This is a genomic window from Fodinibius salipaludis (genome assembly GCF_002287075.1).
GTDB classification, from domain to species: Bacteria; Bacteroidota; Rhodothermia; order Balneolales; family Balneolaceae; genus Fodinibius; species Fodinibius salipaludis.
Map to the genome: position 1 here is coordinate 21,454 of NZ_NSKE01000011.1, position 17,460 is coordinate 38,913.

14 protein-coding genes are annotated in these 17,460 nt (G+C 43.8%); 11 read left to right on the top strand and 3 right to left on the bottom strand.

Translation table 11 applies throughout. The annotated features are described in order from the left end of the window. The first annotated feature begins 2 nt into the window (after positions 1 to 2). From CK503_RS13720 to tsaD, 11 genes are all read left to right on the top strand, one after another. Positions 3 to 590 (top strand): hypothetical protein, encoded by a 588-nt coding sequence (locus CK503_RS13720; RefSeq protein ID WP_095607402.1) that lies wholly within the window; start codon positions 3 to 5, stop codon positions 588 to 590. 33 nt (positions 591 to 623) lie between these two features. After that, positions 624 to 1,913 carry a GTPase HflX gene (gene hflX / locus CK503_RS13725; RefSeq protein ID WP_095607403.1) on the top strand — a complete coding sequence of 430 codons (1,290 nt, stop codon included), beginning with the start codon at positions 624 to 626 and terminating at the stop codon, positions 1,911 to 1,913. A gap of 24 nt (positions 1,914 to 1,937) precedes the next feature. Continuing rightward, positions 1,938 to 2,606 (top strand): CBS domain-containing protein, encoded by a 669-nt coding sequence (locus CK503_RS13730; protein ID WP_095607404.1) that lies wholly within the window; start codon positions 1,938 to 1,940, stop codon positions 2,604 to 2,606. 106 nt (positions 2,607 to 2,712) lie between these two features. Continuing rightward, a complete protein-coding gene (locus CK503_RS13735) occupies positions 2,713 to 5,694 on the top strand; it encodes a tetratricopeptide repeat protein (protein ID WP_255233433.1) in 2,982 nt (993 codons plus the stop codon). Positions 5,695 to 5,697: 3 nt separating this feature from the next. Further along, positions 5,698 to 6,984 carry a 3-phosphoshikimate 1-carboxyvinyltransferase gene (aroA, locus tag CK503_RS13740; protein ID WP_095607406.1) on the top strand — a complete coding sequence of 429 codons (1,287 nt, stop codon included), beginning with the start codon at positions 5,698 to 5,700 and terminating at the stop codon, positions 6,982 to 6,984. Positions 6,985 to 7,122: 138 nt separating this feature from the next. Then, on the top strand, positions 7,123 to 7,548 hold the full coding sequence (locus CK503_RS13745) for an Hsp20/alpha crystallin family protein (RefSeq protein ID WP_095607407.1): 426 nt from the start codon (positions 7,123 to 7,125) through the stop codon (positions 7,546 to 7,548). Between the two features lie 157 nt (positions 7,549 to 7,705). After that, the gene (dnaK, locus tag CK503_RS13750; RefSeq protein WP_095607408.1) at positions 7,706 to 9,679 is read left to right on the top strand and encodes a molecular chaperone DnaK; all 1,974 of its coding nucleotides are present in this window, start codon (positions 7,706 to 7,708) and stop codon (positions 9,677 to 9,679) included. 261 nt (positions 9,680 to 9,940) lie between these two features. Next, positions 9,941 to 11,515 (top strand): L-aspartate oxidase, encoded by a 1,575-nt coding sequence (gene nadB / locus CK503_RS13755; RefSeq protein WP_095607409.1) that lies wholly within the window; start codon positions 9,941 to 9,943, stop codon positions 11,513 to 11,515. An 11-nt stretch (positions 11,516 to 11,526) separates the two neighbouring features. Then, positions 11,527 to 12,381, top strand: coding sequence for a carboxylating nicotinate-nucleotide diphosphorylase (nadC, locus tag CK503_RS13760; RefSeq protein ID WP_095607489.1), 855 nt, complete (start codon positions 11,527 to 11,529; stop codon positions 12,379 to 12,381). 21 nt (positions 12,382 to 12,402) lie between these two features. Beyond that, on the top strand, positions 12,403 to 13,344 hold the full coding sequence (gene nadA / locus CK503_RS13765; RefSeq protein ID WP_176466321.1) for a quinolinate synthase NadA: 942 nt from the start codon (positions 12,403 to 12,405) through the stop codon (positions 13,342 to 13,344). Between the two features lie 99 nt (positions 13,345 to 13,443). Further along, entirely contained in the window at positions 13,444 to 14,463 is a 1,020-nt protein-coding gene (tsaD, locus tag CK503_RS13770) for a tRNA (adenosine(37)-N6)-threonylcarbamoyltransferase complex transferase subunit TsaD (protein WP_095607411.1), read from the top strand. Positions 14,464 to 14,507: 44 nt separating this feature from the next. Here tsaD and rnhA read toward each other — a convergent pair whose 3' ends face one another. The 3 genes from rnhA to CK503_RS13785 form a co-directional block, all read right to left on the bottom strand. Beyond that, the gene (gene rnhA, locus CK503_RS13775) at positions 14,508 to 14,954 is read right to left on the bottom strand and encodes a ribonuclease HI (RefSeq protein ID WP_095607412.1); all 447 of its coding nucleotides are present in this window, start codon (positions 14,952 to 14,954) and stop codon (positions 14,508 to 14,510) included. After that, entirely contained in the window at positions 14,947 to 15,786 is an 840-nt protein-coding gene (pyrF, locus tag CK503_RS13780) for an orotidine-5'-phosphate decarboxylase (RefSeq protein ID WP_095607490.1), read from the bottom strand. Before pyrF ends, rnhA begins: the two co-directional genes overlap by 8 nt. A 121-nt stretch (positions 15,787 to 15,907) precedes the next feature. Then, positions 15,908 to 17,443: an SGNH/GDSL hydrolase family protein gene (locus CK503_RS13785; RefSeq protein WP_095607413.1), complete on the bottom strand. Its 1,536-nt coding sequence runs from the start codon at positions 17,441 to 17,443 to the stop codon at positions 15,908 to 15,910. Positions 17,444 to 17,460 lie beyond the last annotated feature (17 nt).

The following is a 17,460-nucleotide window of genomic DNA, read 5'->3' on the forward strand; positions in this document are numbered from 1 at the left end:
ATATGATAAGTGCTAATGCAGATATTATTCTTTGGTTTGTGCTGGGCGTCTTTACGCTGGGTGCGGCTGTACTGGCTACCATATCTGTAGTAAATGTTATTCGGTTGCGTAATGTGAGATTGAGTTGGAAGACTGGCAAACTGGGAGGATACCCCTTGTTTTCGACGCTGTTTATGATCACAGTTTTTATAGCAGGCGGCATAGCAATATACCAAGGAGCAACGAGCGAAATAGTAATAGCGGGTTTGTATAGTTGGCTTGGCTTTTGCTGGTTTACGGCCAGTTACTTGGCAACAAAGCGATTTATTACCGATCACGGGATCGTAAAAAATGTTAACGAACCGTCGCAAACCGTAGCTTGGCACCAGATCCGTGATTTTGTGGAAACCGAACATGAAACATATACCCATTATATTTTTATCTATAGTGTCGATAAAAGCGATAGCACCGATAAATTTATTCGGCTGGAACTGGATGTACCTCATTACCGAAAAGAATCTTTCAAAAAATTAATTTCACATAAACTCGGGCGGCGAATTCGTTGTTATGTTAAGGATGATATAAATATCCAGCAGTTTAAACAGCTGTAGCAATTACAATCACAACTTTTAGATTATACTCATTTGTTTGAAGAGATAAGAAACTCTGACATTGTTCAAGAACGGGCCATCCTCGTAGGTGTCTATGGACCCGAAACCCCGCGCATTCAGGCTGAAGAATATTTGGATGAGCTTGAACTGCTTACCTATACCGCTGGAGGTAAAACGATAGATAAGGTCTTGCAAAACCGAATGCATCCTGATCCCTCTTCGTATGTTGGATCCGGCAAACTTCGTCAACTAAAATCGATGAAGGGCGAAAAAAATATCGATACCTTTATTTTTGATGATGATCTTTCGCCGACGCAGATCCGGAATATTGAGAAAGAAACCCAGGCTAAGGTACTGGATCGCAGCGGGTTGATTCTGGATATTTTTGCATCGCGAGCAAAAACAGCTGCTGCTAAAACGCAGGTAGAACTGGCTCAGCTTCAATATTTGTTACCGCGATTAACGCGATTTTGGACACACTTATCCCGTCAGCAGGGTGGTATTGGCACCCGAGGTCCGGGTGAATCCCAGATCGAGATGGACCGCCGTATGATCGACAAACGCATTGCTACGCTCAAAGATAAGCTTGATAAAATTGATCAGCAGCGACAGACCCAGCGTAAAGGCCGGTCCGAAAAAGTGCGGATTTCACTCGTTGGCTATACCAATGCGGGTAAGTCTACATTAATGAATGGATTAACGGATACTGAGGTGTTGGCTGAAAATCGCCTTTTTGCTACACTCGATTCCACCGTTCGACAGTATGAAATTGGTAACCACGAAGTGCTTCTGTCAGATACGGTCGGATTTATCCGAAAACTGCCGCACGATCTTATTGCCAGTTTTAAGTCTACGCTCGATGAAGTGCGTGAATGTGATATTTTATTGCATGTAGTGGATGCTTCATCAAGGGTGGTACAGGATTACATCGATGTGGTAGATGATACTCTTGAAGATATGGGAGTAAATGATAAAAAGAGCCTGCTCGTATTTAATAAGATGGATATCATTGATTCCCATCGCATTAATGAGCTAAAACGGGCGTATCCCGATGCGGTATTTATCTCTGCCGAGCGGGGTATTGGTCTTGATAAGTTAGAAAATAGAATTAAGGAACTTATTGAGGAAGATTTCGTTACAAAAACAATGACCATTCCTGCTGCGAAGTATGAAGGGGTCGCCTTTTTACATCGCGAAGCAAATATTTTAGAAAAAAAGTACGAAGGTTCAGATATAAAGCTTACGTTTAGTATAGATAAAGCAGATTTGATGCGGCTTAATGCAATACTCGACAATATTGATACGGCCGAATCAGTTATGTAATAAATCCTATTATATTATCTACTGATGCTTGCAAATAAATCCATAACAGAGTCAGATTTTGAGCCTCTCCACGGTACTGATACCGTTGCAGCGGTTAAAAACCGTATGAAAGAGGTGCAGGTAAATGCCTTGCCGGTAGTAGATCCCACTACCCAAAAACTTATCGGACAGATTGATCGTGACCAGCTTTCTCGAGCAGAAGACGACCAGCAGATTTCAGATCTACAGATGGATAAAACGGTCAAAATTTTTGAAGGGCAGCATATTTTTGAAGGTGTTCGGTTGATGTTACAGTATGAATTGAATTTGCTTCCCCTGGTGAATAAGGAAGCTACTTTTTTGGGAGTAATTACCAAGCAGCAAGTTTTGGAAGCGATATCTAAAATGTTGAATCTGGAGCAACAGGGATCTGTGCTGACCATTGAAATTGAGCCGATAGATTTTTCACTCTCCGAAATTGTACAGATTATTGAAACCGAAGGTGCCAAAATACTTGGTGTGGCTGTAGAAAGTCCCGATAGTAATCATCAGGCCTTTGAAATATCTGTGAAGCTTAACTTGAAAGATATCTCTCGCGTAACAGCTGCACTAAAACGATATGGATATTCCGTTCTATCTGAGTCAGAAAGTACAGTGCTCGAAAATGATTTAGAATACCGAGCTGATGAATTGCTAAAGTACATAGATATGTAAATCTATGTATAATATAATTCCTTTCTTGTTTTTGCGGAACAAAACTCCAATTCTTGGTATATTCAGTAATAACTGAAACCTGAATTTTACTTGATCAATGGTAAACGTGCGTAGAATAATTAGCTTACTACTCATCAGTATACTCACCGGATTTTTGCAACTCCAAGCACAAGAAGTGCAAGAATCTGCTTCCCAAGATTTTGATAATGCAGTTACTCTTTTTAATAACGGACTTTTTGAAGAGTCTATAACTGAGCTCAAGCATTTTTTACAAACTCAAGAGGATCATCAGCTTGTTACAACAGCCAATTATTATTTGGCACGAGCCAAGGCTAAAACGGATAGCACTAACAAGACGGTACATTTTGAGGAGTTTATTAATGATTACCCTTTTTCTAACTATTCTTCAAAGCTGCTTTTTGATCTTGGTCAGCAGGCCGATAGCGCTGGTCATTACAAACAGGCAGAAACGTATTATAGTCGTGCCCAAAAATTAGGATTGAATAATAAAGAGTCGGCCAAGGCCTATTACTGGATGGGCGAATCGGCTGCATCCGACAGTAATTTTGTGCAGGCGCGCCAGTATTTTATGACGTTGGCTGATGAATATCCCAAAAGCAAGTGGGCTCCCAAAGCATTATATACTCGGGGGCGTTTATATCTGAGTGAAACCAAGTATGATTCTGCAACGACTTCGTTTGAGATTCTAAAAGACCGTTATCCTAATAATGAAATGAGCCGCCGCGTGGGTACGGCACTGGGAGAGTCGTATTATCAGCAGGGTCATTACCAAGAAGCTATAGAGGCTCTTAAAAACGCGATGCCGCATCTTAATGATGAGCTGCGTTCCAAAGCGGTTTATTTAATTGCCGAGAGCAGTAATTACCTGGGTGATTATGACGAAGCCTCAAGGTATTACAAGCAATACATAAATATGAAAGAAGGAACTGATGAAGTACGGGTAGCTCACTATGGATTGGGTTGGTTGTATCATAAGCAGGAGATTTATCACTGGGCTGCGGATGAATTTGGCAAAGCGGCTGAAGGTGATGATGAAACAGCCCGAAAGGCACTTTACTATAAGGCGGTTAATGAAAAGCTTGGTTCTCGATATGCTGATGCATTAAATACCTTCCGCACGTTTGGGGATCGTTTTCAAGAAGGGCTCTGGGTAGAACAGGCGTATTATGAATGGGCCATCACGGCTTACGAAGTTGGTCGGCATACCGAGGCTATTGATGCGTTGTTGCCGTTGGTTCGGAGTGATCGTGAGCTGGACTGGAAAGGCAAAGTCTATACTCTGCTGGGCGAAGCCTATTTTGCGAATAAAGAATATACTCGAGCCTTACAAGCTTTTGATGCGGCCGAAAAAGTTACAGATGTTGATCCCGCAATAAAGCGCCAGGCTAAGTTTCAAAAGGCGTGGGTTCAGTACAGTAATCAGGCCTACGAGCAGGCTCAGCCAATTTTTAGATCGGTATATACTGAGGCGCCCGATACCAAGTTGGGACAAGAATCTCTTTTCTGGAGCGCTGATGCCCTCTACCAGATGCAGCGCTATGGTCAGGCTGTCGAACAGTTTGCTGAATTTATTAATCGCTATCCCGACCATGAGATGGTTGGTCCGGCGAATTATGCACTGGGCTGGAGTTATTTTAAAAACGGGGATTACGAGCAGGCTATTGACCCATTTAAAACCTTTTATCAGGATTATGATGCGCCTGATGTGGCATTATATCCCTATGATACTGATACGCAACTGCGAATTGGAGATGCCTATTATGCGATTAACGATTATGAAAATGCTATTTCTTACTATCAGGATGTGATAGGAGCTGAACCCGGCGGCGACTATGCCATGTATCAAATGGCGAATAGCTATTATCGGGATGAACAGACTTATGAGGCGGTTACAACATTCCGGCGATTCCTGAGAATTTATCCTTATAGTCAGTTTGTGGAGCAGGCCCAGTATAATATTGCCTATATCTATTTAAATACCGGAAATTATACGCAGGCGGTTGAAGAGTTTCAGGAGGTTATTAACAAGTATCCGAATACGGAATGGGCGGCGCGCGCCCAGTACAATATCGGCGATGCCTATTACAATGCCGGTGATTATGAAAAAGCTATTACCGCATACAAGGATGTGATGGAGGGGTATCCGCAGAGCGAGTATATTATAGAGGCGGTTAATGGGATTCAGTATTCTCAGATGTCGTTGGGACAGGCTGATTCAAGCTCAGCTGTGTTGGAGGATTTCATTGCTGATCATCCCCAAACTTCGATGGCTGACAGACTGCGGTTTCGTCAGGCCGATAATCGTATGCAGTCGGGTAATTACCAGGCAGCTATTGACGAATTTCAGCAATATATCAGAATTACCAATAACCGGGAGTTATTGCCGGATGCCCATTTTAACCTGGCCAATGCTTATGAGCAAACCGATCAGATTGCCAAGGCGGTGGATGAATACGAGATGATTGTTAATGAATTCCCTGATTCTGAACGCGTGGGACCTTCACTGGCGTCATTGGGACGTATTGCCTATTCGCGGGTAAATTATAAACAGTCTTTTGAATACTTTAGTCGTCTTGCAGAACAGCAGCAAAAATATCGAGAGGAGGCATACATCGGTATGGGGAATGCCCAGTTGGCAATGAATAATTTGTCCGAAGCTGAAAAACACTATCAGGCTGCACTTGATAATAATGCTGATTATGAGGCAGCCAAGGTAGGATTGGCGAAAATTGCTATTGAAAAGGAAAATTATCAACGAGCACAAGAGCTATTGTCACCCATTGCCGAATCGAATACGACGGAAGTGGGAGCTGAGGCCCAATACTACTTGGGAGAAATTCATCAACAGCAGGGTAATTTTGAACAAGCTGTTAAAGCCTATGCCAACGTGAATATTTTGTATGAGGCGTTTAGTGATTGGGTTGCCAGAGCGTTGTTGCGACAGGCGGAGAGTTATATTCAGATGGGCCAACGGGGGGAAGCTCGCTCCACACTCAATACTTTGATCGAAGATCATCCCGAAACACCGCAGGCTAAGGATGCACAGAAATTATTGGATTCACAGTAAATTATGAATAAAGAAGTACGTCCCGCCCGAGCTCTAAACGGAAAAATAAAGCTGCCTCCTGATAAATCAATTTCGCACCGGTCGGTAATGTTTGCCGCGTTGCACGAAGGTAGATCTGTTATCCGTAACTTCTCATCTGCTGCAGATCCTCACAGTACTATCAATTGTATGCGGGGATTGGGAGTGACCGTGTATGAAGATGGCAATACTGTTGAAGTTGAAGGTGTAGGCAGGGATGGGCTGCAGTCGCCGGAAGGAGATTTAGACTGTGGTAACTCCGGTACTACCATGCGTCTGTTGAGCGGGATTATTGCAGGAGCGGGAATTCCGGCGCGGCTTGTGGGAGATGAATCCTTGTCAGCCCGAACGATGAAACGAATTATTGATCCGCTTACCGAGATGGGAGCAGAAATTACTGCTCGGAAGGATGATTTTGCTCCGTTGGAAATTAGCCGTCCCGGGCCATTAAAACCGCTGTACTTTCCATTGCCTATTCCCAGTGCCCAGCTAAAATCATGTGTGTTGTTGGCGGGGTTGTTTGGGGATGAACAGACCGAAGTGATAGAAACACTTCCCAGTCGCGATCACACCGAGCGATTGCTAAACCTGACAATTGAAGAAAAAGGGGAAGAAAAGCATATTTATTCATCGCGGGAAGATAATATCCCAGAACAGTCATATCGTATTCCCAACGACTTTTCGGCTGCTGCCTTTTGGCTGGTGGCCGGGGCCATCCATCCCAATGCAGAAATTACGCTGCCTAATGTAGGAATGAATCCAACCCGTTTTGGGGCCCTCGATATCCTGGAACAAATGGGTGCTGATATTACTGTGAATAATGAACACGATGAGGGGGCAGAACCGGTTGCTGATCTGCGCGTGGCAAGCTCAGCGTTGCAGCCTGTTGAAATTACTGAAGAGATAGTCCCTAATTGTATTGATGAAATTCCAATACTGATGATAGCCATGCTTTTTTCTGATGGCGTTTCCCGCATATCGGGGGCAGAGGAGTTGAGACATAAAGAAACGGATCGGTTAGCGGCGATGGCTGAGATGCTTGGAAAGGCCGGTGTCGACTTTACCGAATACGAGGATGGATTGGAAATTAAAGGAGATCCCGACTTTGTTCCGGAATCTGCATCCTATCAAAGTTATCATGATCACCGTATTGCCATGTCAGCCGCAGTATTGAGTATGTTGGGAAATAAGTCGTCGCAAATACAGGGCGCTGAATGTACTGCCATTTCTTACCCATCGTTTTGGGGTGATCTGTCACTTCTGACGAATTGATTGCTCATTCCGCAAATCTGACAATTCACTCTTGTTGATGACGTAATAATGCCAATACGTCATAAAAGTATCCCACCTTTACAGCTTGGCATTGTGATTGCTCATATAAAAGTGAATTTGAAACAAATGGGTAAATCCATGAATGACTTTACAGTTGATATTGAACGACAGCTGAATAAGCTGGGAAAGGATATACAAAATTTTGTAGAACGTATTGTACCTCTTGAAGATAGAGGACACGATTTTACCCCGGCTTGTGATATTGTGGAAAGTGATGAAACCTATGCGATTAAACTGGATTTGCCTGGGTTGTCTAAGAAGGAAATTAATATTGCTCTCAAAGAGCATGTTTTAACAGTCAAAGGCGAACGGGCTGAAGAATTAGATGATTCTGAGGTTTATCGTCGCCAGGAGCGTTCAACGGGTGTATTTTCGCGTTCGTTTGCGCTGCCTGAAAATGTGAATACTGCTGAAATTGATGCGGTATTTCGAAATGGGGTATTAACGATTACAATGCCCAAATCGGATGTTCTCAGTGATGCAGAATCGATTCCGATCAAGTAAAAAATTGAGTGGCATGCTGTCCCGAGTATTCGGGGTCAGCATCTGCACTGCGAAACAAATTATTGTTCATTGATCCCGAAACGAGTTCGGGATGATATGAAACACAAGAAATTGCACAAAGAATTAAACAAACAACAAAAAATCATAAACTACTATTATGGGAAAGATTATAGGAATTGACTTAGGTACAACCAACTCCTGCGTTGCCGTAATGGAGGGCAATGAGCCTACTGTTATTCAAAACTCAGAAGGCGGCCGAACAACCCCATCGGTTGTGGCTTTCTCCAAAGACGGTGAACGTTTAGTTGGTGCACCTGCTAAACGACAAGCTATTACGAACCCCGAAAAAACGATCTCTTCAATCAAACGTTTTATGGGTCGCTTCTACGACGAAGTGAAAGAAGAGGCCAAGCAAGCTTCTTACGAAATTGTAAAAGGTGACAATGATACGGCCCGCGTTCAGATTGAAGATCGCAAATATGCACCGCAGGAAATCTCTGCCATGGTGCTTCAAAAGATGAAACAGACCGCAGAAGAATATCTCGGTGAAGATGTAACAGAAGCGGTTATTACCGTTCCGGCTTATTTTAACGACGCGCAGCGTAAAGCTACGCAGGAAGCGGGTGAGATTGCCGGTCTCGATGTGAAACGAATTATCAATGAGCCTACCGCCGCTTCGCTGGCATATGGTCTTGATAAGAAGGACGATGATATGACCATTGCGGTGTATGACCTGGGTGGAGGTACATTTGATATCTCCATTCTGGAACTTGGCGATGGCGTGTTTGAGGTGAAATCCACAAGTGGTGATACCCACTTAGGTGGAGACGACTTTGACTCTCGTCTGATTGATCACTTGGCCAAGGAGTTTAAGAAAGATGAAGGCATTGATCTTCGTGAAGATCCGATGGCGATGCAGCGACTTAAAGATGCTGCCGAGAAAGCTAAGGTTGAGCTGTCAAGTTCACAAAAAACGAATGTGAACCTGCCGTTTATTACGGCTACAGATTCCGGACCTAAGCATCTGAACATTGACATCACTCGTTCGCAGTTTGAAAAGATGATTGATGATTTGGTCCAGAAGACGTTCGATCCTTGCCAGAAGGTTCTGGATGATGCGGATCTTTCCAAAAATGATATCGATGAGGTTATTCTGGTTGGTGGATCTACACGAATCCCGAAAATTCAGGAAATTGTGAAAGATTTCTTTGGCAAAGATCCAAGTAAGGGCGTAAATCCCGATGAAGTTGTAGCTGTAGGGGCTGCAATTCAAGGTGGTGTAATGTCCGGCGATGTCGACGATGTTGTATTGCTTGATGTTACCCCGCTGTCGCTCGGTATTGAAACGCTCGGTGGTGTGTCAACACAGCTTATTGAATCAAATACAACCATCCCAACCAGCAAGACGGAGACATTCTCTACTGCTGCTGACAACCAGACCAGCGTAGAAATTCACGTGTTACAGGGTGAACGTGCCAAGGCACAGGATAACCGAACACTTGGACGTTTCCACTTGGATGGAATTCCTCCGGCACCGCGCGGTGTTCCTCAAATTGAGGTTAAGTTCGATATTGACGCCGACGGCGTGCTCAATGTAAGTGCTAAAGATAAAGGCACCGGCAAAGAGCAGAGCATCCGCATCGAGTCTTCTTCCGGATTGTCTGAAGAAGAGATCGATAAGATGAAAGAAGAAGCCGAAAAGCACGAAGAAGAGGACGAGCGAATTCGCGAGCGTGCCGAGAAGTTGAACAAGGCCGACAGTCTTGTATTCTCAACACGCAAGCAGCTTGATGAGCATGAAGATAAAATCTCTGACGAAAACAAAGAGAAAATCGAAGCTGCGCTTGAGAAGGTGAAAGAACTCCACGATCAAGAGAAAGTGGATGAGCTTGATGATGCCATGGAAGAGTTGAATAACGCATGGTCAGAAGCTTCACAAGAAATTTATCAGGGCGCTGCCCAAGGCCAACCCGGAGCCGGTGCTGCCGGACCGGGAGCCGCTGCAGGAGCAGCCGCCGGAGCTGGAGCTCCAAACGGAGCCGCTGGCGCCGAAGCTGATGGAGACAGTGAAGATGATGAAGATGCTGTTGACGCTGACTTTGAAGTCGTCGATGACGATGAAAAAGAATAACAGCTATTAGATAATAATACAGTTGGAAAGCCCTTCGCCAGCCGGCGGAGGGCTTTTTTTATATTAATAATAGAAATTTATTATTTCTGTTGACCACAACCCGCACACAGTTTTTCAATTGTTGAGCGCAAATAATGTGGGAGAATTATAGAACAGAAATAGTACCGGGTACTTGGTTATCGAATTTCAGTAAAGGGTAAGGATGTTAGGTGAGATGCATAGAATGCCTTATATTTGATTGAATTTTAGTTACCCCAAGAAGTGAACAGTAGTAACACCTCAATAACTGATTTCCTCATCATTGGCAGTGGTGCAGCCGGCCTGCATGCGGCTTGGCATGCCAGTAAATATGGTAATGTAACACTCATCACTAAATCCAGTCTTGAAGTCAGTAGCAGTTATTGGGCGCAAGGTGGTATTGCCGCTGTTTTGAATGATCAAGACAGCTATGAAAGCCATAAAAACGATACCCTTGAGGCCGGGCGTGGTATCTGTAATCAGCAGGCTGTTGATATACTCGTGCAAGAAGGCGCGCATCGGGTACAAGAGCTTATAGAACTTGGAATGCCGTTTGATACTAAAAATGGGAGTATTGAACTTGGATTGGAAGGTGGACATTCAAATCGACGTGTACTCCACGCTAATGGGGCAGCTACCGGAAAAGCATTAATCGAATTTTTTACCGATCTGGTACAGAAACAGTCGAATATTGAGATTATTGAATATGCTTTTGCCTATAAGTTGTGTACTGATGGTGAGCGATGTACGGGAGCCAGTGCCTATTTGTATCAAAAAAAGCAATTGCTGACGGTTCAAAGTCCGGTTACTATTTTAGCTACCGGAGGGTATTCGGGACTTTATCAAAGAAGCACTAATCCACATACCTCAACAGGAGATGGTCTGTGGCTGGGATATAATGCTGGGGCTACTTTGTGTGATCTTGAATTTGTACAGTTTCATCCCACGGCTTTCTATGCGGGAGATGAACCTACGTTTTTAATTAGTGAAGCGGTACGAGGCGAGGGGGCCCGGTTGTATAATGAGATCGGTGAACGTTTTATGGCAGAACATCCCCGGCAAGAATTAGCCCCACGCGATGTCGTATCACAGGAGATTTTCAGACAGGTACAGCATCAGGAAACAGGTCACGTGTACCTGGATGTCAGCCACCTTAATATTGATAAGCTGCGCAACCATTTTCCAACCTTAATTCGGCGTATAGAAGAGCAGGGGATTGACCTGCAAGATAAAGGAATTCCGGTGGCTCCTGCGGCTCATTACTGTATTGGGGGCATAGAAACGGATCTTCATGCACGGACATCCATAGAAGGATTATACGCCTGTGGTGAAGTTGCTGCAACAGGTATTCATGGGGCTAATCGATTGGCCAGTAACTCGTTGTTGGAATGCCTGGTATTTAGTAAGCGAGCCGTTGATGTTGCGAAGGAACAGGATTTATCCGGGGGTCAACAGTCATTATCAATGGAATTTGAGATCGATGATGAGCAGGAGACCTCATTTATTGAACTACAGCAACAGGTGGCAGAATTGTTGAGTAGATATGTGGGAATAAAGCGCAGCAGGGAAGGATTAAAGAAAGCATTAAAAAAACTGGAAGTTTTGGAAGCTCAGCTATCGACGGTTGGTAAGGAATATTATTATCTGCGGTCAAAAGGATTAATTCAGATAGCGAAATTTATTAGTCGTTCCGCTTTAGCAAGAGAAGAAAGCAGAGGTGTTCATACTCGCAGTGATTTCCCTGAGTTGCAGACCTCATCAGTATCAATTCACTACCAGAAAGAAAATGTAGAAAACCCTGTTAGTAGGAGTATTTGAAAATGAAAAACATGGAAACAGTTTTAGCAAAAAATGAAGTCATTGAAGCACTTATTGAACGTGCTTTTGAGGAAGATGTGGGCAGCGGTGATGTTACTACAGATGCTGTTGTAGATGAATATTGCCAAGCCAAAGCAGTTTGGATTGCAAAGGAAGAAGGAGTTGTTGCAGGAATTGCTATTGCCCGGCGCGTATTTGAAAAGCTGGATCCTCAAGTTGAATGGTCTTCCCATGTAGATGAAGGAGAAAAGGTATCAAAGAAAACACCCCTCGTGACAATAAAGGGAAGTTGCCGGGCTATTTTGACGGCCGAGCGTATTGCATTGAATATTGCTCAGCGTATGTCGGGTATTGCTACAACAACTCGACAATATGTGGAGGCGATCGGGGAGTTGGATGCTAAAGTATTAGATACGCGAAAAACAGTACCAGGTTTGCGCCTACTGGATAAACAGGCTGTTGCTGCCGGCGGTGGAACGAATCATCGTATGGGACTTTTTGACTTAGCGATGGTTAAAGATAATCATATAGTAGCAGCTGGAAGTATTGAGGGTGCTGTGCAGCGTGTTCGCGCGAATAGCCCTTCGGTTCGCGTTGAAGTTGAGACAACCTCGTTGGATGATGTAGGAAAAGCCGTAGCCGTGGGCGCTGATATTATTATGCTTGATAATATGAGTACTGCTAAGATGAAGGAAGCGGTGGAATTAATAGATGGAAAAGTTGAAACAGAGGCCTCCGGTAATATTACTTTAGATACTATATACGAAGTGGCCCAGACAGGGGTCGATTTTATTTCTGTGGGAGCGCTCACACATTCAGTGACCGCTTTTGATATTAGTCAACAGTTACAAGAGATTTATAAATAGAATGAAAACAGAATAATTATTATGGATACTCAAGAGTTAATTGATGGAATTAAGAAACTTAAAGAGGAAAAGAACGCCGTAATTTTGGGGCACAATTATATGGTTCCTGAAGTGCAGGATATCGCTGATTATATCGGTGATTCCCTGGGACTGTCGCACCAGGCAGCAGATACCGATGCCGAGATGATTATCTTTTGCGGTGTCCATTTTATGGCTGAAACAGCCTCGATTATTTCTCCCGATAAAAAGGTACTGATCCCGGATTTAGAAGCTGGTTGCTCACTGGCCGACAGTATTACCGCCGAGCAGCTGCGAGAATGGAAGGCAGAGCATCCCGATGCTGTTACGGTAACCTATATCAATACTACTGCTGCGGTAAAAGCAGAGTGCGACTACTGCTGCACTTCCTCAAATGCGGTAGATGTTATTAATACAATACCAGAAGATAAAGAGATTCTGTTTCTGCCTGATAAGTTTTTGGGCGGATATATTGAGATGGTTACCGGACGCGACCTCAATATTTGGGACGGTGCTTGCCACGTTCACGAGAAGATCGGGGAACTCAACCTATCTGAAAAGCAGGAAGAATATCCCGAAGCTGAAATGCTTATTCATCCCGAGTGCGGATGTTCGACCTCATGCATGATGAAGTCAGCAATGTATTTTGATTGTGAGGATGGGCATATCCATTCAACAAGCGGTATGTTGAACCGAGCACAAGAGTCGGATGCAGAGGAGTTTGTAGTGGCTACGGAGACCGGTATTTTACACCGGATGCGGAAAGAAAATCCGGGTAAAAAATTCTATCCGGCCAATGAAAATGCGGTTTGTGAGTTTATGAAGATGATTACGCTTGAAAAGTTGTATGATTCACTGAAGCATGAACAGCATGAGGTAAAAGTAGAAGGAGAATTGGCCGAGCGTGCGCACTTGCCGATCAAACGGATGTTGAGTATCGCGTAAAATATCACAATTGTTTTAATTTTTGTTTGCTTTTGAAAACCTCATGTCATTCTGAAATAAATTCAGGATGATACTTAAATAGATGTTATAAAGCGTGTTATGAATATTTTAGGTATAGAGTCATCGTGTGATGAGACAGCCGCTGCTGTCTATACGCCTGATGGGCTTCAATCAAATATAATAGCTTCTCAGGCGATTCATGAGCAGTACGGAGGGGTAGTGCCCGAACTGGCATCGCGGGCGCATCATAAGACCATTTGGCATACTGTGCAGCAGGCACTTAATGAGGGAAGTATTACTCTATCTGATATTGATGCCGTGGCGGTAACGCAGGGACCGGGTTTAATGGGATCACTGTTGGTGGGAATTTGCTTTGCCAAAGGGTTGTGCCTGTCTCGTAATATCCCACTGGTGGGTGTTAACCACATGGATGCCCATATTTATGCCAACTTTATTGACGATCAACCTGAGTACCCGTTAGTGTCGCTTACCGTTTCCGGCGGACATACCCAACTTGTTCATGTGACAGCACCTTTTGAGCATGAATTATTGGGACAAACTCGTGATGATGCCGCAGGGGAAGCTTTTGATAAAATTGGAAAGATTTTGGGATTGCCATATCCGGCGGGACCGGTTATTGATGAGCGATCTGAGCATGGTGATCCCTCGTTCCATGATTTTCCCCAGGCGATGCTCGATAATGATTTTGAGTTCAGCTTTTCAGGACTCAAAACATCCGTCAAATACTTTCTGGAGGATCAGGATAATCGAGAGGAGTTTTTAAAAAATCATCTGGATGATATTTGTGCCAGTGTATCGCATGCGATAACAGAGGTGTTGGTTAAAAAACTGCGCAATGCTATCGAGCATACCGGAGTTAAAACTGTTGCTTTGGCGGGAGGAGTATCGGCCAACTCCATGTTGCGAAGAAAAGCTGAAAAATTAGCTGAGAATACCGGGTGTAACTTGCATATCCCAAAGTTAGCTTATTGTACCGATAATGCGGCCATGATTGCCATTACGGGCTCTATGATGACTCAGCAAAAGTTATATGCAGATATGGATATGAAGCCGTTCGCAAATTTGAAAGCTTTGGAAAGAATGAATGTTCAAAGGTAGCTGTGAAGCAGGGATTTATTGCAATGAATCCCTGCAAACTATAATCATTGAAAACGTTTTGAAGCTTCAACCGCCAAGGCATCCACACGGTTATTTCGCTCATTATCGGAATGTCCTTTTACTTTAATCCACTCAACCTTGTGGGGCTTCATAACCTCAAGCATCTCTTTCCATAAATCTTGGTTTTCAACCGGTTTTTTATTCGCTTTTTTCCATCCGCGCTTTTGCCAGCTGTCAATCCATCCCTGCTTAAAAGCATTTACAATAAGCGCACTGTCGCTGTGAATTTTTACGTGACACGGCTGATTGAGTGCCTTTAGGGCTTCAATGACGGCGCGCATTTCCATGCGGTTGTTGGTCGTATCATTTGTTCCCCCGGTCAGCTCTTTCTCTTCACCATTCCACTGCAGAAGTACACCCCATCCGCCAGGACCGGGATTTCCGCTGCAGGCACCATCAGTAAATACAATAACCGTTTTCTTCTTAGACATATCGTTGTGTTATTGGAGCTAATCTCAGTTGATAATTTTTGGCAGCTTCAGCTACTTGCCGGTGCCAATTGATTTCATTGTTTCCTGCATAAATGATACTCCTGCTGGAGTTGATAAGAGGAGTACCTGAGTGTTGTTCTAATGATTTGCTGAGTGCTTTAATCGAGCCGCCCTGTTTGCCAACCCCCGGAATAAGCAGCGGTGATGTGGGGAATTTGTTGATGACAGGTTCTAATTTGTTTGCTTTTGTTGCCCCCATAACCATCCCAATGGATGTTTTATTATCCTTCTGCTTGCGGTTTAGTTCTTTAGCGATAAATCCGGAGATAGTTTGTCCCCCCGCCAATTTTTTTAGCAGGATATCTTTGGCTCCGGGATTTGAGGTAAGCGTAAGTACATAAATTCCTTTGGAAACATCATCTAAAAAAGGTTCCAGCGTTTCAAAGCCCATTAAAGGATTCAGTGTAACCGCGTCGACCTCAAACTTTTTAAAAAATGCTTTTGCATAATGCTCGGCCGTAGAACTGATATCGCCCCGCTTTGCATCAGCGATTATAATTTTGTCGTCCGGGATATAATTTAATATAGCTTCAAACGTGTCCCAGCCACTGGCACCCAAGGCCTCAAAAAAGCCGAGGTTTGGTTTATAGGCAGCACAGTGCTCTTCGGTTACATCAATTACTTTTTTGAGAAACTGTTCTACTTTTTGGGAATCGGATTGCTCCGAGGAGGTAATCGGATTTGGCATCAAATCCAGGTTGGGATCGAGTCCCACACAAAGGGTAGAATCGGCCGTCTGTACGGCCGCCTTGAGTTTTTCGTTGAAAGTCATACTGTCAATCAATTTAAGTTCAGCGGAAGATACAAAGGGCAGGGAGGAATCGAAATCCAACAAATAAAAAAAAGCGGAGGGAAAACCCTCCGCTTTGAATTAGTACGCATATTATTGCCTATTAGTTGGCAACCGGAATGCCTTCCGGAATTTTAGACACGTTTATTTTATCGATATTGCCGTTCGTGGCACTGTTAAGGGTTTCGATCAGTTCATTTGTTAATGCTGCATGAGCACGATTCGATGGATGGATACCATCCAGACTAAATAAGCTTCCGATGGTTGGTTGTAAGGTTACATTAGAGTTGGGATCGGTATATTGACCATCTTGAATGACCTGATCGAAAAAACTATTCACATCAAAGTTTACATCTCCCTGAGAGGCAATAACGCTATTAAAGATGCCAGTTACAGTATTCGTAATACTGATTTCATTTGCTCCCAGTACAAATTGATTTGGAAATGGATTTTTTGAACTCAGGCCAAATGGTTGGTCAAAATCAAAGCCATCATAATTTGCGGCAAATGTTTGAGCTTCTGCAGCTCCAAATGTTTGCTGGTATTGCCCAATGGTCATTTGCCTCAAGGTATCCTCAATATCAGACTGGGAATAGTTGGCAACTTCTTCCTCTGTTGCTACACCAGCATTGACAATATATCCTCTCCAGTAATTGAGAATAGCAGTAACAGCTGCTTCATCGTATGATGGAGCCTGAGGATTGGCACTTACGCCTACATAAGGCAGATAGTCTCGTGCCGTCAATAAGACAAGTGCTTGAGAAGGATCATCAAGATTGGCTTTTTCAATCAAACTAGCTGGTTCTCGATTCTCTGACGCCCCAATTTGCTGATTTTCCTGGTAGAAGGTTTTCTGAACGACCAATCCAGGTACTTGTTGATTGCCTTCAATTTGAGCTTGGAACTGGGGGCCAACGGTTGTAGCGAATGGAATACTTGCTACGGATGGTATATTTGCTGTTATTACCGTTGGATCAGATTCCAGATTTTGAATCTGGGTAATGGCAGAAACATACTGTGTTTGGAAATTAGATGGGTTGGTAAATTCGCGGAGCCCACCACTGGTTACGTAGGTTAGGATATCATTATTTCCCAGCCAGAATGAAACGACGGTCGGCTGTAATTCTTGAACGGCCGCATGAATGTTTGGCAAGGGGTTTTGGGGATTTCCTTCATTTACAACCAGCGGATAAAACGGGTTGTCATCAGGCGCATTCAGATATGCATCAACCTTGATGCCTGGAACACCCAAATTATTATAAGGTTGCCCTATACCTGTATTAATAGGGTCACCTTGATTAGTATTGTATTGCGTAGTGCTACTTTCCAAGTTGGTTAGCTCAATACGCCCGGGATCACCAATACCGGGATTACTGATGAGAGGTTGCTCAAAGTTTTCAATTTGAAGTTGACGGGCCAGCAAGTTTGGAAACGAGTACTTTTGAGCATCTTCATACAGCGCATTGCTTTGAAACCCGGCAGTAAGGCTATTGCCCACCGCTACGTACGAAGAAAAATCAGCATCGCCGGTATCTACCGGTTCAACATCCAGATCCTGATAATCTTCACAGCCTGTTACAAGAGCCAGCACTAACGCCAGCGAAAGTATTCCTTTAATATATCTTTTAAAATAACTCATAGCGTAATATCCTTAAT